The organism is Streptomyces sp. NPDC002536 (assembly GCF_053594995.1).
Genome location: NZ_JBSFWU010000045.1, coordinates 36467 through 57270, shown reverse-complemented (window position 1 = coordinate 57270; position 20804 = coordinate 36467). Strand labels below are relative to the sequence as shown.

Below are 20804 nucleotides of genomic sequence, written 5' to 3'. Positions count from 1 at the left end.
CCAGCACGACATCGATCCGCTGTGCAACGTCCAACTGCGGCTTGCGAATCGCCGTTTCGAACTGACCGATGTACGAGCCCGAGCAGAACACCCGCATCCCCAGCTCCTGCTGTGTCAGCCCGGCGGCCTCGCGGCGCCGCTTCAGCTCCCTGCCGAAGAAGCCCCAGCCGATGCGGGACTGCCCCAGCCATCCACCCTTGGCCACAGGGTAACTCCCCTCGTTTACACGGGCGTTGCACGGCGCGCCCCTCTCCCGACCATAGCCCCGCCCCGCCACTCTGTGAGGACACCCAACGCACACAACCCGAAGGAGGCGTTCCGTGTCCTACCGCGTGGGGGCATACGTCGTCGACCAGCGCACCGGCACGCTCGCGCAAGTGATGGGGCACGTCGGACCGCGTGTGCAGATCAGACGTCCCGACGGCGGCCGTGAATGGGAGGCGCCCCCGCGCGCCCTGCGGCTCGCGACCCGCGACGAGTGCGTGGCCGCAGGGGTGCGCCCATGACACAGCAAGTCACCGCAACAGCCCCCGACACCAAGCGACTGGTCGCGCAAGCCGCCCCCGGCACCGTGATCGTCACCCCCTGGGGGACACCGTTCAGCGAGCACGGTGCGCTCGCCCGGCTCACCGTGAGCGGTTACGGTGCGCACCGGCGCGCGGAGGGCCGGTTCACGGGCCCGGTTGTGCTCACCCCGTCGCCGTGCCCACCGCAGCCGCGCAACGTAGTCGCCGAGGGCGAGGTGTCCACGACGGCGGTCACCGATGCGGAGTTCTGCGACCGCACGGCGCTCGCGTTCGTCCTCGGCATCCGGCTGCCGCACTGCCGTCAGGAGGTGGCGTACAAGCGCCGCGGCGCGCGGCCGGTGTGGCTGCACGGGCTGGACGACGCCGGAGAAGCGCACTCCTGGGCCTGTGTGATGTTCCGCGACGACACCCCCGAGGCGCTCGTCTGGCAGGGCGGCCCGCGCCGCCTGTGGGACGAGGCGGAGGAGGCCTACGCCTGGTGGGCCCGCCAGGGCGAACCGCGGCACGACCGGTTCGGTCTGACCGTCACCCGCAGCGGGCATGCTGTCTGGCTCGACTCCCCTGGAAATGCGGTCGGTCCACGCGCGCGTTGAGCGAAGATGGAGCCATGGGCAAAGACTCGGCCGAGGCGCTCCGGAGGATCGCGGAGGCAGTCGAGCGGGAGCGTGACGACGCCACCCGCCGCTGCCCCGTGTGCGGTACGCAGACGCAGGTCGTTGCCACGGAGGAAGTGACGACGGGAAGCAGCAGCCCGCCGGCCGTCAATGTGAGAGCGGAGTGTGATCGGAAGTGCGCGAGCCTGCCATAGCCCGGCCGCTGGGTATCACCTGCCCGAACGGGGAGTGCGGCGGGACGATGACCAGACACGGTGACGTGTACGTCTGCCCCAAGTGCGGTTACCAGCTCTGATACAACCGGAAACCGGGGGCACCCCAGGGCCCCTCCCCCGTACCGAACGAACGGCCCCCATGACCGACCGCAAGTCCTCCCCCGCGCCGCGCGGTGCGTTCGCCTGCCAGTGGTGCCAGGGCACCGGCTTCGCGGCGCGCCCGGCCGCGTACGTGTCCGGCATCGATCCCTTCGCCGGCCCGGCCGAGACCGTGCGGCGCGCGGGGCAGTGCCGGCACTGCCGGGGCACGGGGGTGTACGACTCCGCCATGGATCCCACCCTGGACCACCCGGAGTGACCCGCGCGCCGGCCCGCGGCCGGGATGCGCCGTACGGCCCCTCCGGCGATCCTGGAGGGGTCAGGCACTCCTAAGGAGGACGGCCATGTCCATGCTCGACAAGCTCAAGGGTCTGCTGAAGGGCCACGAGGATACGGCCCGGCAGGGCGTCGACAAGGCGGGTGACGCCTTCAACGAGAAGACCCAGAACAAGTACCAGAGCCAGGTCGACACGGCGCAGCAGAAGATCAACGAGCAGCTCGGCAGCGACAAGCCCCAGGACAACCAGCCGTAGGCGGGAGCGCATTCACCACAGCTTGTCGATCTCACCCGGATAGAGCGCGATGCGGCTGTTGCGGAAGGTGTCCGCGTGCCGCCGCGCTCTCTCCGTGAAGAAGGCGCCCAGGGTGACCATGTCGAACTCCGGGACGTCGCTGGGCAGGGGATCCTCCGGCGTCCCGCCGATGAGCACGGATCCCTCCAGCACGTCCCACCCCGCGCTCCCGTAGAAGCCGCGCAGTGAGCGGTCGCAGGTGAACAGCCCCACGTCCGCGCCGCGCGCGGCCATCTCCGCACGGGCGGCAGCCACGAGCTGCCGCCCGTGACCTTTGCCCCGCTGTGCCGCGTCGGTGACGACCGCGCTGAGACCGGAGGCCCGGTAGGTGCGGCCGCCGTGGACGATGTCCTTGCTGAGGATGTCGAGCGCGGCCGGTACGGTCCCGTCCGGCGCGACGAGCAGCATCGCGACGGGCCGCAGGGCCGGGTCGTGCGGTCCGCCGCCGGGCCAGGCCTGTTCGCGCAGGGCCTCGGCCTGCGCGAAGAGTTCCGCCGGTATGTCACCGTCCTCGTAGACGTGGATTCGTGCTGCAGCCACCGTCGATCTCCCCTCACCGATCGCTGATCGGAGAGTAACCGATCGTCACACGGCACCACGGCGCCCCGTAAGGGGCGCGGGGAACTGCGCGACCAGCCACAACGCGCCCGCAGATGACATGCCGTGCTGTCCTCGGGGCTTCGCCCCGGACCCCGGGGTAGTGCGTCGACTGCAAGCCGTCGGTAGCTGGTCGCGCAGTTCCCCGCGCCCCTTACGGGGCGCTGCCGCGCGCCGACTCCCGTGGCGATTGCAGACATTCCTCGCCGACGCCCACCGGCCGGTCATCCTCCGCCAAGTGGGCCCGGTCCACCAATTCCGCCACGCACGGCTGCAGCACCGTCTCGCAGAATGGGATGCGCAGCTGCCAGGACCACGCATCCAACCGGAACCGTACGGTTCACTTCCCGCCGCCGCGCGCGACCGTAACCTCCGACTCACCCCCCGTCATATCCGGTCCGGACCGGGCGGGTAGATTTCCGAACATCGAGGCCAAACGGGCGGTCCGGCACTTGAACAGCCGATGACATTTCAAGTCACTTCCGTTCCCGCCCAGTTCACCGCATAACGGATTCCTTACTCCGTCCTTCGGATAACGCCAGATCACATCCTTGTTGCGCCCCTGCCAATGACGGGGAATCGGTGGCACGCTCGAATCAATTCGCTCCTGCACCACTCCTGCATCAGGGCAGTCGACGTGGGCTGCCCCAACCCCCCTCATAGGAGACAGAGTTGAGAAGCGTCACCACCTCCACCCGCAAGAACTCCCTGCGCGCCGCCGCACTCGTCGCCTCCGCCGCCATGGTCGTCGTGGGCGTCCAGGCCGGCTCGGCGGGCGCCGCCTCCGGGAGCCACGACAGCGGCGGGCTGCCGCTCGCGCTGTCCGCGGGACAGAAGGCTTCGGCCATCAAGGACGCGCAGGGCTCGACCTCCACGACCGCGGCGAAGATCGGCCTCGGCAGCAAGGAGAAGCTGGTCGTCCGCGACGTCGTCAAGGACGCGGACGGCACGGTGCACACGCGCTACGAGCGCACCTACGACGGCCTGCCGGTGCTCGGCGGCGACCTGGTCGTGCACGAGACCAAGAGCGGCGCGCGCAGCGTGACCAAGGCGACCGACGCCGAGATATCCGTGCCCAGCACGAACCCCCAGGTGGCGCCCTCCGCGGCGAAGAAGAGCGCGCTGAGCGTCGCCGCCGACGCGCAGAACTCCAAGACCGACTCGCAGGCGCCGCGCAAGATCGTCTGGGCCGCCGAGGGCAAGCCGGTCCTGGCGTACGAGACCGTGGTGAAGGGCGTCCAGAAGGACGGCACCCCGAGCAAGCTGCACGTCGTCACCGACGCGGCCACCGGCAAGAAGCTCTACCAGCACGAGGCCATCGAGACCGGTGAGGGCACCAGCACCTACAGCGGCAAGGTCCCGCTGACCACCACCAAGTCCGGCTCCGGCTACGCGCTCACCGACGGCGCCCGCGGCGGCCACAGCACCTACAACCTGGCGCAGGGCACCGACGGCCAGGGCACGCTCTTCACCAACTCCAGCGACGTGTGGGGCGGCGGCGCCCAGACCGCGGCCGTGGACGCGCACTACGGTGCCGCGGTCACCTGGGACTTCTACAAGAACGTGCTCGGCCGCTCCGGCATCAAGGGCGACGGCAAGGGCGCGTACTCCCGCGTCCACTACGGCGACAACTACGTCAACGCCTTCTGGGACGACGAGTGCTTCTGCATGACCTACGGCGACGGTGAGGGCAACTCCCACCCGCTGACCGCGCTCGACGTCGCCGCCCACGAGATGACCCACGGCGTCACCTCCGCCACCGCGGGCCTCGAGTACAGCGGCGAGTCCGGCGGCCTCAACGAGGCGACCAGCGACATCTTCGGCAAGGCCGTCGAGTTCTACGCGAACAACAAGGCCGTCCCGGGCAACTACTTCGTCGGCCAGCAGATCAACATCAACGGCGACGGCAAGCCGCTGCGCTACATGGACAAGCCCAGCAAGGACGGCCGTTCCAAGGACTACTGGTCCTCCAGCCTCGGCGGCCTGGACCCGCACTTCTCCTCCGGCCCGGCCAACCACTTCTTCTACCTGCTGTCCGAGGGCAGCGGCGCGAAGACGATCAACGGCTTCAGCTACAACAGCCCCACCGCCAACAACTCCAAGATCACGGGCATCGGCCGCGACAAGGCCATCAAGATCTGGTACAAGGCGCTGACCACGTACTTCACCTCCACCACCAACTACAAGGCGGCCCGCACCGGCACCCTGAAGGCCGCCTCCGACCTCTACGGCGCCACCAGCACCGAGTACAAGACGGTCGCCGCCACCTGGGCCGCGATCAACGTCAAGTAGCCGCGCACCGCTGACACGTCCCCGCAACACCCCCCACCCCGCCGCCCGTGCTCCCGCCGCCAACCAGGCGGCGGGAGCACGGGCGGCGCGTTTCGTCCGTACCATCGGAAGCGTGATCGACCTCGGCTACTCCCTCTCCCGCCGCTTCCCGGACCCCCCGCAGACGGACTACCGCACCGCCGGCGTGCACGCCCTGCGGCACGACCTCTTCTGCGGCGACGTCTACCTGGCCGACGTCAAGGCCGACCGGGAACTGTCCACAGCCTGGGGATGGGTGCCCGTGCTCGACTTCGCCTGGGCCCTGTGCGACGTCATCGAGCAGCTCGACCAGGACCCCCGCGGCAACCGCTCGGCACAGACTCAGTTCGCCGAGCTGGACTTCACCGAGTCCACCGACTGCCTGGTCTTCGAGCGCCGCTTCGGCTGGGTCGACGTCACCGCCGACTGGGCCCCGGACGAGGCCCCGCTGACCTTCAACCACCGCGCCCTGCGCCGCGAGGCCCGCGACTTCCTGCACGACCTGATCGCCGACCTGACGGACATGCACGAGGGCCTCGCCGACAACCCGGCCGTCTGGGACCTGCTCGCCCGCTTCCCTCGGGTGTGAACTCCTGTGCCTGACCGGGTAGTTGGGCAGCAACGGCAACGGTCTTGACCTCAACCATCCTTGAGGTTGAACACTCGTGATCACCGGATCGCCCGGCCCCGCCTCACGAGGAGCAACCGTCATGCACGCTGTCCGCCTGCACGCCTTCGGCCCCGCCGGGAACCTCGTGTACGAGCAGACCGCCACCCCCGAACCCGGCCCCGGCCAGGTCCGCATCGCCGTCGCCGCCTGCGGCGTCCACCTGCTCGACACCAGCCTGCGCGCCGGCGACGCCGGCGGCAGCCCCGTCCCGCTGCCCGAGCTGCCCACCGTCCCCGGCCGCGAGGTCGCCGGCACCGTGGACGCCCTGGGCGAGGGCACCGACCGGCGGTGGCTGGGCCGCCGCGTCGTCACCCACCTGGGCACCGCCCCCGGCGGCTACGCGGAGGCCGCCGTCGCCGCCGCGGAGCGGCTGCACGAGATCCCGGACGGGCTGGACGCCGCCCAGGCCATCGCCATGATCGGTACCGGGCGGACGGCGCTCGGCATCCTCGGCTTCACCGAGCTGTCCGCGGACGACGTCGTCGTCGTGACGGCCGCGGCCGGCGGGATCGGCTCGCTGCTGGTGCAGCACGCGAGGAACGCCGGAGCCACGGTCGTCGGGCTCGCGGGCGGCCCGGCCAAGGTCGCACAGGTCCGTGCGCTGGGCGCCGGCTTCGCCCTCGACTACACCGTCGACGGGTGGGCGGAGCAGGCCCGTACGGCCCTGGGCGGGCGTGCCGCGACGGTCGTCTTCGACGGGGTCGGCGGGGAGGCAGCCCGCGCGGCGGTCGGCCTGCTCGGGGAGGGCGGGCTCCACCTCGTCTTCGGCTGGTCCGCGGGCGACGGGCCGGCCGGGCCGGACCCCGAGGCGGACGCGCGGGGCATCGTGTCGCGGAGCGCGCTGGGGCCCGCGATGCTCGAACGGTTCGGCGGGGGCATGGCCGGAATGCGGCAGCTGGAGACCCTGTCCCTGGCCCAGGCGGCGGCCGGTGCGGTGATTCCGGTGGTGCAGCGGTTCCCGCTGCGCGAGGCGGCCGAGGCGCACCGGGCGCTGGAGACCAGGGGAACCGTGGGCAAGGTGGTGCTCTGCCCGTGAAAGAACGGGTCAGGGAGGGGAAAAGTCCGCACCAAACCCGACAGGCGCGGCACCCCCGCCCGGCCTAGCCTGAAAGGTACGCACAATTTCGGCCACCCAGGGGGTCGCATGCGCGACATGGACCAGCCCTTCATACCCGAGCCCCCGTCCACCCCCAGCCGCTGGTGGGCCCTGGTGATCATCGCCATGGCCCAGCTGATGGTCGTCCTCGACGCCACCATCGTCAACATCGCCCTGCCCTCCGCACAGCGCGCCCTCGGCATCTCCGACACCAGCCGGCAATGGGTGATCACCGCCTACACCCTCGCCTTCGGCGGGCTGCTCCTCCTCGGGGGCCGCGTCGCCGACCTCGTCGGGCGCAAGCGCACGTTCATGACCGGGCTCATCGGCTTCGCCGCCGCCTCCGCGCTCGGCGGGGCCGCACACGCCCCCGGCATGCTCTTCACGGCGCGCGCCCTCCAGGGCGCCTTCGCGGCGGTCCTCGCGCCGTCCGCGCTGTCCCTGCTGACGACCACGTTCACCGACCTCAAGGAGCGCAGCAAGGCCTTCGGCATCTACGGCGCCATCGCCGGCGGCGGCGCCGCCATCGGACTGATCACCGGCGGCCTGCTCACCGAGTACCTCGACTGGCGCTGGTGCCTCTACGTCAACGTCCCCATCGCCCTCGTCGCCTTCACCGGCGCCGTCTGGCTGCTGCACGACCACCGGCCCTCCCGGGCCGACCGGCCGGCCCTCGACATCCCCGGCGTCCTGCTCGGCTGCGGCGGCCTCGTCGCCCTCGTCTACGCCTGCAGCGAGGCCCAGCCCCACGGCTGGACCAGCCCCTTCGTCCTGGGGCTGCTGAGCGGCGGCGCGGTGCTGCTGGCGGCGTTCGCGTGGTGGCAGACGCGGGCGCCCAGCCCGCTGCTGCCGCTGCACGTCATCCGCGACCGGAACCGGGCCGGTTCGTTCGTGACCATGGCGCTCACCGTCATCGGCATGTTCGGCATGTTCCTGTTCATGACCTACTACCTGCAGGTCGTCCTCGGCTACTCCCCCGTCCGCACCGGCCTGGGCTTCCTGCCGCTGACCGGCGCCCTCGTGCTGTCCTCGACCCAGCTCTCGGCCCGGCTGCTGCACCACCTGCCGCCGCGCGTGCTGATGGTCCCCGGCACCCTGCTCGTCGCCGCCGGGCTCTTCCTGCTCACCTCCCTGCCGGTCGAGCCCGCATACGCCTCCCACGTCCTGCCCTCCGAGATCCTGGTCGGCCTCGGCATGGGCCTGGTCTTCATGCCCGTCATCGCCACCGCGACCGCCGGCGTGCCGCCGCGCGACGCGGGCGTCACCTCGGCCACCGTCAACACCTCGCAGCAGGTGGGCGGTTCGATCGGCACGGCACTGCTCAACACCATCGCCACGTCCGCCAGCGCCACGTACGTCGCCGCGACTCCGGGACCGCGGGGCGCCGTCGTGAAGCAGGGCATCGTGCACGGCTTCCACGTCGCCATCGGCTGGGGCGCCGGCATCATGCTGCTGGCCTCCCTCATCGCCGGGCTGATGGTCACGGTGCGCGCACCGAAGCACCAGATCGCGGCGCGGGGCGCGGCGAAATCCAGTGGCATGTGCGACTGCCCGCCCTCATCCTGACGCCATGCAGATCAGCATCAGAGACGCGCGCGACGACGACTGGGCCGCCATCTGGCCCTTTTTCCGGACCATCACGGCGGCCGGGGAGACGTACACGTATCCCCGCGACATCGACAGTGGGACGGCGCGGGCGATCTGGATGCCGGGTGCCCCCGGGCACACGGTCGTGGCGGTCGCCGAGGACGGCACCGTCCTCGGCTCGGCCAAGGCGGGGCCCAACCACATGGGCCCCGCCTCCCACATCGCGACGGCCAGCTTCATGGTCGCCCCGGAGGCCGCCGGCCGGGGGGTGGGGCGGGCCCTGGGCGAGTACGTCCTGGCTCGGGCCAAGGAGGAGGGGTACCGCGCGATGCAGTTCAACGCCGTGGTGCAGAGCAATGTGCGGGCGGTTGCGCTGTGGAGGTCGCTGGGCTTCGAGGTGATCGGGACGCTGCCGGAGGGATACCGGCTGCCTGACGGCAGTTACACGGGGCTGCACATCATGCACCGGGTGCTGTAGGGGGAGTCGGGGGTGCCCCACCCCCCTACCTCACCACCCGCATCTCCCGCCCCGTGTTGTTCAGCCTCCGCGCCCCCGACTCCGTACACACCACGATGTCCTCGATCCGCACCCCGAAGCGCCCGGGCAGGTAGACCCCCGGTTCGATCGAGAAGGACATCCCCGGGGCCAACGGCAAGTGCTCCCCCTCCACCAGGTACGGCGGCTCGTGCGTCGTGACGCCGATGCCGTGGCCCGTGCGGTGGATGAAGTACTCGCCGTAGCCGGCCCGCCGGATCACCTGGCGGGCCACGCGGTCGACGTCCTGGCAGGCCACGCCGGGGCGCACCGCCTCGAAGGCCGCCTGCTGGGCCTCCCGGACCAGGTCGTGGACCTTGCGCTCCTCCGCCGTCGGCTCGCCCACGTGCACCGTGCGGGTGGTGTCCGAGCCGTAGCCGTCCAGCAGGCCGCCGAAGTCCAGGACGACCATGTCGCCGTCCTGGATCGTCCGGTCGCCCGCCTCGTGGTGCGGGTTGGCGCCGTTCGGGCCGGATCCCACGATCGTGAAGTCGACCTGGCTGTGCCCGTGTTCGCGCAGCAGCCGGTCGAGGTCGGCGGCCACCTCGCGCTCGCGCCGCCCGGCGAACGGCAGCTCCGCGATCTGTTCGAACGTGGCGTCCGCGGCGGCGCCCGCCGCGGCCAGCCGCTCGATCTCGAACGCGTCCTTGACCGCCCGCAGCATGGGCAGCGCCTCGGTGAGCGCCTCGTACGCCGTCCCCGGGCAGGCGCGCTGGAACGCCAGCAGGTGCAGCGCCCAGGCGTTGTCGGAGACCCCGTAACGGCCGTGCGGCTCCAGCAGCTCGGCGGCGGCCGCGTACGGGTCCTCGCCGTCCGTCCAGCCGCTGATGTCCATCGCCCCTGCGCCCGCGGCGTGTTCGGCGTCCGGACGCTCCAATTCCGGTACGAACAGGCGGGGCTTGTGCCCGGGGAGGAGCAGCAGGGCGGTCAGCCGCTCCGTGTCGGCCGGGACCCGGTAGCCGCCGAGCCAGACCAGGTCGGGCCCCGGGGCGACGAGCAGGCCCGCCAGCCCCTCCTGGGCGGCGGCCACGACCGCCCGTTCCATGCGTGCGCGGTACACCTCGACATCCGTCATGGGGGCAGCGTAATCCGCCCGCAGGCGGTCGGCAGAGCGGCCTCTACCCCACGGGTGAGGCGCTCTCCTCCCCCCGGATGAGAGGGCCCCCCACCTCAGGGCCGATTTCCCCGTTCCTCCCTCTGATTCACCCGGAATCCGTTGTTTCCGGGGAACCCCGCTCCCTAGCGTGAACATGCCCGGGCCGCAAGTCCGTACGACGCTCGCACGACTCCGCCGGCCGCGTGCATCCCACCCAGTTGAAGGAGCACCATGTTCCAACGAGTCGGGCGGTTCGCCGTCCACCGGCCCTGGCTCACGATCCTCGGCTGGGTCGTCGCAGCCGTGGCCCTCGCCGTACTGGCCCCGGGGCTCAAGTCCACGACGGACGAGGCGGAGTTCCTGCCGAAGCACTACGAGTCCGTGCAGGTGGCCGACCTGCAGAAGAGCGCGTTCCCGAAGACCGAACAGCCTGCCTCCATCGCGGTGTTCCAGCGCTCCGACGGCGGCCGGCTCGGCGCGGACGACCGACGCGACGTGATCAAGGTCGCGGAGGGGCTCCAGGCGAAGCACCGCCCGGAGATAGCCAAGGTGGAGACGGGCCCGCAGGCCGTCTCCCCCAACGGCGAGATCGCCCTCGCGAACATCGTCGCGACCACCAAGGACACCTACGACAAGAAGCTCACCGACTCCGTCAAGCAGCTCCGCGAGGACGCCAAACCCCTGCTGGACGGCACCCACTTGAAGATGGGCATCACCGGCCAGGTGGCCACCAACGTGGACTCCCAGGAGTCCTCGGGCAACACCGACTCCATGGTGATGAGCGCGACGCTGCTGCTCATCGTCGTCCTGCTGCTGGTGATCTTCCGCAGCCCGCTGATCGCCCTGCTGCCGGTGATCATCATCGGCATCGTCTTCATGGTCGCCCTGGGCCTCATCGGCACCGCGGCCTCGCTCGGCGGCCTGAAGGCCGACAGCTCGATCTCCGCGATCCTCATCGTCGTCCTCTTCGGCGTCGGCACCGACTACCTGCTGTTCCTGCTCTTCCGCTACCGCGAGCACCTGCGGGCCGGGCAGGAGCCCAAGGAGGCCCTCGTCGCCGCCGTGGCCCGGGTCGGCGAGACCATCGCCTCCGCCGCCGGCGCCGTCATCGTGGCCTTCCTCGCCCTGCTGCTGTCCACGATGGGCATGATGCGGGCGATGGGCCCCTCACTGGCGATCTCCGTGGCCGTGACCCTGGTCGCCGCCCTCACCCTCGTGCCCGCGGTCTTCTCGCTCATGGGCGCCAAGGCCTTCTGGCCGTCCAAGGCATGGCAGAAACAGCCGCGGAACCGTTTCGCGAACACCGTCGGCGGCGTCGTCTCCCGCCGGCCCGGCCTCGTCGCCCTCGTCTCCGCCGGGGTCCTGGCCGCCCTCGCCGTGGGGGCGCTGTCCTTCCGGCCCGAGTTCGACACCTCCAGCCAGATGTCCCAGAAGCTGGAGTCCGTCCAGGCCATGAAGGACCTCCAGCGCGGCTTCTCGGCCGGGCAGTCCGACCCCGCGATGGTCTACCTGAAGTCCACCGACGGCGCCCGCCTCGACAAGGCGGCCGTGGAGTCCTTCCGCACCCGCCTCGCCGGCATCGACGGCGTCGGCCAGGCCGCCCCGGGCGTCCCGAACCCCGACGGCACGGTCGCCCAGTACAGCGTCGTCCTCAAGTACGCGCCCACCAGCGACAAGGCCATCGAGCTCGCCGGCGGCACCCTGCGCGACCAGGCCCACCAGGCCGCGCCCGCGGGAACCGAGGCCCTCGTCGGCGGCACCTCGGCCGTCCTCGCGGACGTCAAGAAGGCCGTGAACCACGACTACACGGTCGTCTTCCCGGTCGCGGGCCTCGCGATCATGCTCATCCTGGGCCTGCTGCTGCGCAGCCTCGTGGCCCCCTGGTACCTGATGGCCGCCGTCGCCCTCGGCTTCGGCGCCACGCTCGGCTCGACGGTCTGGCTCTTCCAGGACCTGAAGGGCAAGCACGGCCTGCTGTTCATGCTGCCGGTGATCGTCTACCTCTTCGTGGTCGCCATCGGCACCGACTACAACATCCTCATGGTCGCCCGCCTCCGCGAGGAGGTCCGCCGCGGCACGGCCCCGCGCGAGGCCGTCCGCACCGCCGTCGCCCGCTCGGCACCCACCATCGCCTCCGCGGCGATCATCCTCGCCGGCACCTTCGGCGTCCTGATGCTCGCCGACAACTCGATGCTCCAGCAGATGGGTTTCGCCGTGGCGTTCGGCATCCTGCTGACCGCCTTCATCATGGCGATGCTGCTGGTCCCGACGGTCACGTCGCTGCTCGGGCACAAGGCGTGGTGGCCGGGCCACCAGGACGAGCCCGTCACGCCCGCCCGGGCCGAGCACGCAGGCGAACTGGAGGAGGTGCGGCCGTAGCCGTACGCCCCCACACACGCACAGAGCCGCAGACCCCCGAAGGGTCTGCGGCTCTGCCGTACTTCGGCCAAGCCGCCTGTCGGACTCGAACCGACGACCTTCGCTTTACAAGAGCGGTGCTCTACCAGCTGAGCTAAGGCGGCATGTGCGATGCAGTCTACCCACAACGATTTGGTGGCCCGCGACCTGCTGACAACCGGCCAACGCCCCGGTAGCGTCCTCGACAGCCGGTCCGATTGGACTGGACCACTCCCTCTACTCGGATCGTCCGGCACGTTCCTGCCGGTGAAGGGACTGCATCACCATGGCCACGGTCACGTACGACAAGGCGACCCGCATCTATCCGGGCGCCGACAAACCCGCCGTCGATCAGCTGGACATCACCATCGAAGATGGCGAATTCCTGGTGCTCGTCGGACCCTCCGGATGCGGCAAGTCCACCTCGCTGCGGATGCTCGCCGGACTGGAGGACGTCAACGGCGGCTCCATCCGGATCGGCGACCGGGACGTCACCCATCTCCCGCCGAAGGACCGGGACATCGCCATGGTGTTCCAGAACTACGCGCTCTACCCGCACATGACGGTCGCCGACAACATGGGCTTCGCCCTGAAGATCGCGGGCGTGCCCAAGGCCGAGATCCGGCAGAAGGTCGAGGACGCGGCCCGGATCCTGGACCTCACCGAGTACCTGGGGCGCAAGCCCAAGGCGCTCTCCGGCGGACAGCGCCAGCGCGTCGCAATGGGGCGCGCGATCGTGCGCGAGCCCCAGGTGTTCCTCATGGACGAGCCGCTGTCGAACCTCGACGCCAAGCTCCGCGTGCAGACCCGCACCCAGATCGCCGGGCTCCAGCGGCGGCTGGGCATCACGACCGTCTACGTCACGCACGACCAGGTCGAGGCCATGACCATGGGCGACCGGGTCGCGGTGCTCAAGGACGGCCTGCTGCAGCAGGTGGACTCGCCGCGCAACATGTACGACCGCCCGGCCAACCTCTTCGTCGCCGGCTTCATCGGTTCCCCCGCCATGAACCTGGTCGAGGTGCCGATCACCGACGGCGGCGTGAAGTTCGGCAACAGCGTCGTGCCCGTCCCGCGCGAGGCCCTGACGGCCGCGGCCGACCGGGGCGACCGCACGGTGACGGTCGGCGTGCGGCCCGAGCACTTCGACGTGGTCGAGCAGAACGGCGAGGCGGCCCGCTCGCTGGACAAGGAGGCCGCGGACGCGCCGGCCGGTCTCGCGGTCACGGTGAACGTGGTCGAGGAACTCGGCGCGGACGGCTACGTGTACGGCACGGCCGAGGTCGGCGGCGCACCGAAGGACCTCGTGGTGCGCGTCAACGGGCGCCGCGTGCCGGAGAAGGGCTCCGTGCTGCACGTGGTGCCGCGGCCGGGCGAGGTGCACGTGTTCTCGACGTCCTCGGGCGAGCGCATCGGCGACTGAGCGTGACCGGTGCGGGCGGCCAGGGTGACGGCCGTCCGCATCGCCCGCCGTGTCGAGACATGCCCTGACACTCCTCGCTTTTCGACTCCCGTACGTCAACACGGTGAACAAACGGCAGCCCGTGACGTCGCTCGACCGGGTGACTAAATGTCGCCGCATCATTACCCCTCGCTACCATCTGCGGCATGAACCAGGCCGCCCGCCGCATCGGCAGAACTCTCGCTCTCGTCCTTCCCGTCGTTCTGGTGCTCTCCGGGACCCTCGCGGTCACCCGTGTCCCGTGGGCGGCCCCGAACGCCGAGTCGCAGGTGCTCACTGCTTCTTCCGGCACCGCCTCCAGCCAGGCCAAGGCCCGCGCGCCGCACGAGGTGCTGCGCGACCGGCTGCTGACGGAGTTGCAGCAGAAGAACCCCGGGGTCGCGCTCACCGACCTCCAGCGGGAGACGGAGAGCCGTCCCTCGCTGGCCCGCTACTGCGGGCAGATCGCCCGCGCCCTCGGGCGCGCGGCCGTCGCCAAGTACGGCTCCAGGAAGGCCCAGGGCTTCTCACGGCCCGTCTGCGACACCTCCTTCGCCTCCGGCGTCGTCGCCCAGGGCCACTGAAGCCACCGAACCGCACAGGCCTGCGGGAAGCTCCGGGCCGGTCCCTCCCGGCCCGGAGCCACCGCATATCGTGCGGGCATGACCAGTACCCACGCCTTTTCGTACCCCACGCAAGCCGTGATCCTGGCCGGCGGCCAGGGGTCACGGCTTCGTCCGTACACCGATGACCGCCCCAAGCCGATGGTGGAGATCCCCGGCACCGGCGTCCCGATCATCGGTCACCAACTGGCCTGGCTCGCCTCCGAGGGCGTCACGGACGCCGTCGTCTCGTGCGGCCATCTGGCCGAAGTCCTGCAGGACTGGCTCGTGTCGGCCGAACTCCCCCTCCGCGTCACGACGGTGGTGGAGAAGGAGCCGCTCGGCCGCGGCGGCGGACTGAAGCACGCGGCCGCCTCACTGCCCCACCCCGACCAGGCCTGGTACGCCACCAACGGGGATATCTGGACCCGCTTTTCGCTGCGCGAGATGGCCGCCTTCCACCAAGAGCGCGACGCCACGGCCACGTTGGCGCTGGCACGGCCGCGGATCCCCTGGGGGGCCGTGGAGACCGACGAGTTCGGGAACGTCCTGGACTTCATCGAGGCGCCCCCGTCGCCTTATCTGATCAATGCCGGCGTCTACGTCTTCTCGGCCGGTTTCCGGGACCTGCTGCCGGAGCGCGGCGACCACGAGCGGGCCACCTTCCCGCGCCTGGCCCGCGAACGCCGCCTGGCCGGCTTCCCGCTGCCGCACGGCGCGTACTGGCGGGCCATCGACACGGCGAAGGACCTGACGGAGGCCGCGCGGGAGCTGCGCGGCGAGTGACGAAGGCCCGGCCCCCGGACGAATCCGGGGGCCGGGCCCCGTAAGGGGCGCGGGGAACTGCGCGACCAGCCAGGACGCGCCCGCAGCCGACGCTCCCGGGGCTCCGCCCCGGACCCCCAGGTGGTGCGTCGGCTGCAGGCCGTCCGTGGCTGGTCGCGCAGTTCCCCGCGCCCCTTACGGGGTGCTACCCGAGGAGACCCCCGAGCGCACCGCCACCGTGGCCGCCGGACGAACCCGACGAACTGCCGGACGAGTCACCCGTGCTGCCGGCGGAGCCACCCGCGGACGACGAGCTGCTGCGCGGCGCAGCCGGAGCCGGCTGCTGGTGCGGCGTCTGCGGCGCGCTGTGGACGCCGCCGTGGCCGGGGGTACCCGCGCCGCCCGGGGTGCCTGCGGGGCTGTGCGAGGTGCCCGGGGCGCTCGGCGTCGCCGACGGGCCGGACTGCTTGTGGCCGGTGGGGCTGGGCTTGACGGCACCCGGCGTGGTGGCACCGTGCGCACCGGGGGTGGTGGACGAGGAACCGGGCCGCTGCGGCAGGTGCGTACCGGGGAGGCTGTTGCTGGGCGGAGCGGCCGGGAGGCCGGGGGTCTGGACGGACCGGGAGGAGCGCACGGCCCCGCCGAGCATCGAACCGGTCAGCAGCGACAGGCCGATGAGGACGGTGGCCATGACCGTGCCGCGGCGCAGGACGCGCCGCCGCAGGGCCCAGAGCTCGGCGCGCGGGCCGAGCCGCCGCCAGGCCTCGCCGACGAGCTTGCCGTCGACGGAGTAGCACGGCGCCCCGGCGATGACCAGGGGGCTCCAGGCGGCCAGACAGATGATGTCGGGCGCCTGGTAGACGGGGGCGGTGCGCCAGCTGACGGTGACGAGCAGGACGGCCGACAGCAGCATCCCGACGGCCCCGGCGAGCCGCTGCCAGAGGCCGAAGATGGTGAGGATGCCGACGATGATCTGCAGGAAGGCGACCGTCAGCCCGGAGCCCACGGGGTGGCTCAGGGCGAGCGAGCGCAGCGGCGCGGCGACGGCCCAGGGGTGCAGGGCCGTGAGCCAGGCGACCATCGAGCCGCGCTTGCCGCCGTCGAAGTAGACGGGGTCGCACAGCTTGCCCATGCCGGCGTAGATGGAGATCAGGCCGAGGAAGATGCGCAGGGGCAGCAGGACGACGCCGAGGTTCATCCGGCGGTCCGGGTAGTAGGCGTGCCGGGCGGAGTCGCCCGGGCGCTGCCTGCGCGGGATGTCCTCGTCGTCCTCGGTCTCGTAGTCCGAGCCGGGTTCGTCGAACTGGGAGTATCCGTACGGGTCTTCGTCGCGCGCGCCGCCGTTCGGGCGGACGCGGGGCAGGAGTCGGGTGGCGTCGGCGCCGGCCGGGCCGGTGGGCCCGTCGGGGCCGCGGGGTCCGATGACGGTGGCCGGGGCCTCGTCGACCGCGATGCGCGGCAGCACCTGGGTGGCTCCGCCATCCCCTCCACCGGCCGTCCGGGCGGGACCGGAGAGTCCGGACTCCCGTACGGCGTCGAGGAGTTGGGTGGATGCCGAATCGCCGGGCCCGGTCCGCCCGCTCCACACCACGGGGGCGCGGCGCCGGGCCGCGCTCTTGAGGGTGGGCAGCCCGTCCGTCCGGTCTGCGCCGGCGAACTGCCGGGCGGCGCGCGGGGGCCGCGCGAGCTGCACGCGGAAACTCAGGTGGTTGACGGAGACCTGCGCCGGGTCCGACGGGACCTTCACCGTACTCAGCGCGGGCTGGTCGTCGTACCCCGAAGAGCTTCCCCCCGTAGGCGTGCGGGGTGTTCTGGTGTCCACACTCATCTAACCGAGTGACTTGAGATTAGGACACTGCCTTGACCGCCCCGATGTGTCCGAGACCCGTCAAGATCATCAACTGCCGCGCCCCTTCCGGCGGATCGGCGCTCGCGCGCTGACCCGCCGGGGCACGGCTCAGGCGCGCCGGCGCGCGGCCTCGTACAGCACGACACCGGCGGCGACACCGGCGTTGAGCGACTCCGCGCCGCCCGGCATCGGGATCCGCACGCGGAAGTCGCAGGTCTCGCCGACCAGACGGGAGAGACCCTTGCCCTCGCTGCCGACGACGATCACCACGGGGCCCTCTAGCGCCTCGAGTTCGTGCAGCTCGGTGTCGCCGTCCGCCGCGAGGCCGACGACCATGAGGCCTTCCTTCTGGTAGGCCTCCAGGGCGCGCGTCATGTTGGTGGCGCGGGCCACCGGCGTGCGGGCGGCGGTGCCGGCGGAGGTCTTCCAGGCGCTGGCGGTCATGCCGGCCGCGCGGCGCTCGGGGACGACCACGCCGTGGCCGCCGAAGGCGGAGACGGAGCGGACGACGGCGCCGAGGTTGCGCGGGTCGGTGATGCCGTCGAGCGCGACGATCAGCGGGTCCTCGCCGTTGTCGAAGGCCTCGGCGGAGAGGTCCTCGGGGTGCGCGTAGTCGTACGGCGGCACGGACAGGACCAGGCCCTGGTGGTTGAGGCCGTTGGTCATCCGGTCGAGCTCCGGACGCGGGGCCTCCATGAGGTTGAGGCCCTTCTCCGTGGCGAGCCGGATGGCCTCGCGCACGCGCTCGTCGCTGTCCACGAACTGCTGGACGTAGAGCGTGTTCGCGGGCACGCCCTCGCGCAGCGCCTCGACCACGGAGTTACGGCCGACGACGAGCTCGTTGGTGCCCTTGGGGCCGCCGCGGCGCGGGGCCGGGCGGCGGGCCGCCTGCTTGGCCTGGGCGTTGGCCACACGGTTCTTCTTGTGCCCCTTGCGCATGCTCGCGGGGGGCGTGGGGCCCTTGCCCTCCAGGCCTCGGCGCCGCTGGCCGCCGCTGCCGACCTGCGCGCCCTTCTTGTTGGACGTGCGGCGGTTCCTGCGCTGGCTGTTGCCGGCCATGGGTCACCTGTTTCCTACTACTGCAGTTACTGCGTGAACGTTCTTACGAAAAGTGTCGCTCAGCCGAGCGTCCAGCGCGGGCCCGACGGGGTGTCCTCGATCACGAGGCCGGACTGCTGGAGCTGGTCGCGGATGGCATCGGCGCTCGCCCAGTCCTTGCGGCCGCGGGCCGCCTCGCGCTGTTCGAGCACCAGCCTGACCAGCGAGTCCACCACACCGTGCAGGTCCTCGCCACGGCCGTCTCCGGCGGCGGCCCACTGCTCGTCCAGCGGGTCCAGGCCCAGCACGCCGAGCATCGCGCGCACCTCGGCCAGGCGGGCGACCGCGGACTCCTTGTCATCGGCGCTCAGCGCCGAGTTGCCCTGCCGCACCGCGGTGTGGACGATCGCGAGCGCCTGCGGGACGCCCAGGTCGTCGTCCATCGCCTCGGCGAAGGCGGGCGGCACCTCGGCGGCGGGCTCGACGGCCCCCGCCTTCTCCACCACGCGCTGCATGAAGCCCTCGATCCGCGCGAACGCCGCCTCGGCCTCGCGCAGCGCGTCCTCGCTGTACTCGATCATCGAGCGGTAGTGCGGGGTGCCCAGGTAGTAGCGCAGCACGATCGGACGCCAGTGCTTGACCATCTCGGAGACGAGCACCGAGTTGCCCAGCGACTTGGACATCTTCTCGCCGCTCATGGTCACCCAGGCGTTGTGCACCCAGTACCGGGAGAAGGTGTCGCCGAAGGCCTTGGCCTGGGCGATCTCGTTCTCGTGGTGCGGGAAGATCAGGTCGATGCCGCCGCCGTGGATGTCGAAGGCCTCGCCCAAGTACTTGTGCGCCATCGCCGAGCACTCCAGGTGCCAGCCCGGACGGCCGCGGCCCCACGGGGTCTCCCAGCTGGGCTCGCCCTCCTTGGCCGCCTTCCACATCGCGAAGTCGCGCGGGTCGCGCTTGCCGGTCTCGCCCTCGCCGGACGGCTGCAGCAGATTGTCCAGCTCCTGGTTGGACAGCTCCAGGTAGCCCGGGAAGGAGCGCACGTCGAAGTACACGTTGCCGTCGACGGCATAGGCGTGACCGCGCTCGATCAGCCCGCGCATCATCTCGATCATCTCGGGCACGTGCCCGGTCGCCCGCGGCTCGACGGTCGGGCGCAGGCAGCCCAGCGCGTCGTAAGCGGCGTTGAACGCGCACTCGTTCTCGTAGCCGATCGACCACCACGGGCGACCCTGGTCGGCAGCCTTCGCGATGATCTTGTCGTCGATGTCCGTGACGTTGCGGACGAACGTCACGTCGTAGCCGCGGTAGGCGAACCAGCGACGCATGATGTCGAAGTTCAGACCGGAACGGATGTGCCCGATATGCGGCGCCGCCTGCACGGTCGCGCCACACAGGTAGATCGAGACACAGCCCGGTGCGATCGGGGTGAAGTCACGGATCTGCCGGGCGCTGGTGTCGTACAGGCGAATAGTCACGGAACCAGGGTAGTGGGCCCTGGGCAGTGCCTCGCTCCCCCGGGAGGAAGCGGGATGCAATCCGGCAACTCGACCGCCGGTCTTTGACCTCTATTTACGATCTGCACATCATAAGGAGCCGCACGGCAACTTCCGGGGACCCAGGAGGGACGTTGCACTCCACCGTGCACTCCACCGTCATCAGCCAGCAGGAACGATCGCCCGCTCCCGTCCCGCCCCCGGCCCGCAGAAGACCGCAGGGACGGCTCGCCGCACTGGACGGTCTGCGACTGCTGGCCGCTCTGATGGTCGTCGCCTATCACTACGTCGCCTTCAACAGCGGAGCCTGGCCGGCACCCTCGGAGAAACTCTTCCCCGTCGCATACGTGCCCGCCTCCTACGGCTGGCTGGGCGTCCAGCTGTTCTTCCTCATCAGCGGCTTCGTCATCTGCATGAGCGCCTGGGGAAAGGGCGTCGGGGATTTCGCCGTATCGCGCGCGACACGGCTGTATCCGGCGTACTGGTTCGCCGTTCTCGCCGTGTCGCTCGCCGTCTCCCTCTTTCCGGTCGTCAACGACGCACCGCGGCTGAGCAACATCGCCGTCAACCTCACGATGCTCCAGGACCCCTTCGGAGTGGCTCCGGTCGACGGCGTCTACTGGACGCTGTGGGTGGAGGTCCGCTTCTACCTACTCTTCGCGCTCGTCGTCGCCTGGCGCGGGCTGACCTACCGGCGGGCCGTGGCCTTCTGCCTGCTGTGGGGCGTCGCCGCGGCCGTCGCCTCCACGGCCGGCAGCCCGCTGCTCACCACCCTGCTGATGCCCGGCGACGCCTGGTACTTCATCGCCGGCATCGCCTTCTACCTGATGCACCGGTTCCGCCCCAACCTGCTGCTCTGGCTGATCGTCGCCGGCTGCTTCCTGGCCGGCCAGCACTTCGTGCTGGAGGCGCACCGCAACGCCGAGCACTACATGGGCCACCGGGTCCCGCAGTGGCCCAGCGTGCTGCTCCTCGCCCTCTTCTTCGGCGCCCTCGCCGCCGTGGCCCTCGGCCTGACCCGGCGCATCACCTGGGGCTGGCTGTCCACGGCGGGCGTGCTGACCTATCCGCTGTACCTGCTGCACGAGCGGATGGGCTGGATCGTCATCAAGTACGCCGACGGCCTGCTGCCCCGGCCACTGCTGCTCGTGACGCTGGTCACGGCCATGCTGGCGGCCGCCTGGCTGGTCCACCGCCTGGTGGAGCGGCCCCTGGCCCGCCTCGTACGGCAGGGGCTGCGGCGCGCTCTGGCGGAGATCCGGGCCGGGCACGCGCAGGCGTGAACCGGCTCCCGGGCCCTG

General features: G+C 71.2%; 20 protein-coding genes and 1 tRNA gene. 14 read left to right on the top strand and 7 right to left on the bottom strand.

Going from position 1 to position 20804, the window contains the following annotated elements:
• Positions 1-205 (bottom strand): helix-turn-helix domain-containing protein (locus ACWD4B_RS18415; RefSeq protein ID WP_451421696.1); only part of this gene is annotated, 205 nt, incomplete at its 3' end.
• Positions 206-320: 115 nt separating this feature from the next.
• Between ACWD4B_RS18415 and ACWD4B_RS18410 the strand changes: the two genes are divergently transcribed.
• From ACWD4B_RS18410 to ACWD4B_RS18395, 4 genes are all read left to right on the top strand, one after another.
• Complete coding sequence (locus ACWD4B_RS18410; RefSeq protein WP_336416071.1) at positions 321-506, top strand: hypothetical protein; 186 nt, start codon at positions 321-323, stop codon at positions 504-506.
• Positions 503-1120 carry a hypothetical protein gene (locus tag ACWD4B_RS18405; RefSeq protein ID WP_451421695.1) on the top strand — a complete coding sequence of 206 codons (618 nt, stop codon included), beginning with the start codon at positions 503-505 and terminating at the stop codon, positions 1118-1120. The genes ACWD4B_RS18410 and ACWD4B_RS18405 overlap by 4 nt, the downstream gene beginning before the upstream one ends.
• 375 nt (positions 1121-1495) lie before the next feature.
• Positions 1496-1714 carry a hypothetical protein gene (locus ACWD4B_RS18400; protein ID WP_451421694.1) on the top strand — a complete coding sequence of 73 codons (219 nt, stop codon included), beginning with the start codon at positions 1496-1498 and terminating at the stop codon, positions 1712-1714.
• 85 nt (positions 1715-1799) lie between these two features.
• Positions 1800-1988, top strand: a complete 189-nt coding sequence (locus ACWD4B_RS18395; RefSeq protein WP_451421693.1) for an antitoxin — start codon at positions 1800-1802, stop codon at positions 1986-1988.
• A gap of 12 nt (positions 1989-2000) precedes the next feature.
• Here ACWD4B_RS18395 and ACWD4B_RS18390 read toward each other — a convergent pair whose 3' ends face one another.
• Positions 2001-2567: a GNAT family N-acetyltransferase gene (locus ACWD4B_RS18390; RefSeq protein ID WP_451421692.1), complete on the bottom strand. Its 567-nt coding sequence runs from the start codon at positions 2565-2567 to the stop codon at positions 2001-2003.
• 729 nt (positions 2568-3296) lie between these two features.
• Here ACWD4B_RS18390 and ACWD4B_RS18385 point away from each other — a divergent pair.
• The 5 genes from ACWD4B_RS18385 to ACWD4B_RS18365 all read left to right on the top strand — a co-directional run bounded on the left by ACWD4B_RS18385 (position 3297) and on the right by ACWD4B_RS18365 (position 8765).
• A complete protein-coding gene (locus ACWD4B_RS18385) occupies positions 3297-4916 on the top strand; it encodes a M4 family metallopeptidase (protein WP_451421691.1) in 1620 nt (539 codons plus the stop codon).
• A gap of 112 nt (positions 4917-5028) precedes the next feature.
• Entirely contained in the window at positions 5029-5523 is a 495-nt protein-coding gene (locus tag ACWD4B_RS18380; RefSeq protein WP_336416077.1) for a hypothetical protein, read from the top strand.
• A 121-nt stretch (positions 5524-5644) separates the two neighbouring features.
• The gene (locus tag ACWD4B_RS18375) at positions 5645-6640 is read left to right on the top strand and encodes a zinc-binding dehydrogenase (protein ID WP_451421690.1); all 996 of its coding nucleotides are present in this window, start codon (positions 5645-5647) and stop codon (positions 6638-6640) included.
• A 117-nt stretch (positions 6641-6757) separates the two neighbouring features.
• A complete protein-coding gene (locus ACWD4B_RS18370; protein WP_451421699.1) occupies positions 6758-8266 on the top strand; it encodes an MFS transporter in 1509 nt (502 codons plus the stop codon).
• A 4-nt stretch (positions 8267-8270) separates the two neighbouring features.
• The gene (locus tag ACWD4B_RS18365) at positions 8271-8765 is read left to right on the top strand and encodes an N-acetyltransferase family protein (RefSeq protein WP_451421689.1); all 495 of its coding nucleotides are present in this window, start codon (positions 8271-8273) and stop codon (positions 8763-8765) included.
• Positions 8766-8790: 25 nt separating this feature from the next.
• On the opposite strand, the gene ACWD4B_RS18360 is transcribed toward ACWD4B_RS18365, so the two are convergent.
• On the bottom strand, positions 8791-9897 hold the full coding sequence (locus ACWD4B_RS18360) for an aminopeptidase P family protein (RefSeq protein WP_451421688.1): 1107 nt from the start codon (positions 9895-9897) through the stop codon (positions 8791-8793).
• Positions 9898-10149: 252 nt separating this feature from the next.
• Between ACWD4B_RS18360 and ACWD4B_RS18355 the strand changes: the two genes are divergently transcribed.
• Positions 10150-12297 (top strand): MMPL family transporter, encoded by a 2148-nt coding sequence (locus tag ACWD4B_RS18355; protein ID WP_451421687.1) that lies wholly within the window; start codon positions 10150-10152, stop codon positions 12295-12297.
• Positions 12298-12367: 70 nt separating this feature from the next.
• Here the strand turns inward: ACWD4B_RS18355 and ACWD4B_RS18350 are convergent.
• Positions 12368-12440 (bottom strand) — tRNA-Thr (locus tag ACWD4B_RS18350).
• A 161-nt stretch (positions 12441-12601) separates the two neighbouring features.
• On the opposite strand from ACWD4B_RS18350, the gene ACWD4B_RS18345 reads away from it, so the two are divergent.
• The 3 genes from ACWD4B_RS18345 (at position 12602) to ACWD4B_RS18335 (ending at position 15144) form a co-directional block, all read left to right on the top strand.
• Positions 12602-13738: an ABC transporter ATP-binding protein gene (locus ACWD4B_RS18345; protein ID WP_451421686.1), complete on the top strand. Its 1137-nt coding sequence runs from the start codon at positions 12602-12604 to the stop codon at positions 13736-13738.
• A 185-nt stretch (positions 13739-13923) separates the two neighbouring features.
• A complete protein-coding gene (locus tag ACWD4B_RS18340) occupies positions 13924-14340 on the top strand; it encodes a hypothetical protein (protein WP_451421685.1) in 417 nt (138 codons plus the stop codon).
• A 78-nt stretch (positions 14341-14418) separates the two neighbouring features.
• A complete protein-coding gene (locus ACWD4B_RS18335; RefSeq protein ID WP_451421684.1) occupies positions 14419-15144 on the top strand; it encodes a nucleotidyltransferase family protein in 726 nt (241 codons plus the stop codon).
• Between the two features lie 184 nt (positions 15145-15328).
• Here the strand turns inward: ACWD4B_RS18335 and ACWD4B_RS18330 are convergent, their stop codons facing one another.
• The 3 genes from ACWD4B_RS18330 to cysS form a co-directional block, all read right to left on the bottom strand.
• A complete protein-coding gene (locus ACWD4B_RS18330; protein WP_451421683.1) occupies positions 15329-16951 on the bottom strand; it encodes a DoxX family protein in 1623 nt (540 codons plus the stop codon).
• Between the two features lie 129 nt (positions 16952-17080).
• Positions 17081-18031: a 23S rRNA (guanosine(2251)-2'-O)-methyltransferase RlmB gene (gene rlmB / locus ACWD4B_RS18325; protein ID WP_451421682.1), complete on the bottom strand. Its 951-nt coding sequence runs from the start codon at positions 18029-18031 to the stop codon at positions 17081-17083.
• 59 nt (positions 18032-18090) lie between these two features.
• Positions 18091-19485, bottom strand: coding sequence for a cysteine--tRNA ligase (gene cysS / locus ACWD4B_RS18320; RefSeq protein ID WP_451421681.1), 1395 nt, complete (start codon positions 19483-19485; stop codon positions 18091-18093).
• 152 nt (positions 19486-19637) lie between these two features.
• Here cysS and ACWD4B_RS18315 point away from each other — a divergent pair, with 152 nt between their 5' ends.
• Entirely contained in the window at positions 19638-20786 is a 1149-nt protein-coding gene (locus ACWD4B_RS18315) for an acyltransferase family protein (RefSeq protein WP_451421680.1), read from the top strand.
• Positions 20787-20804 lie beyond the last annotated feature (18 nt).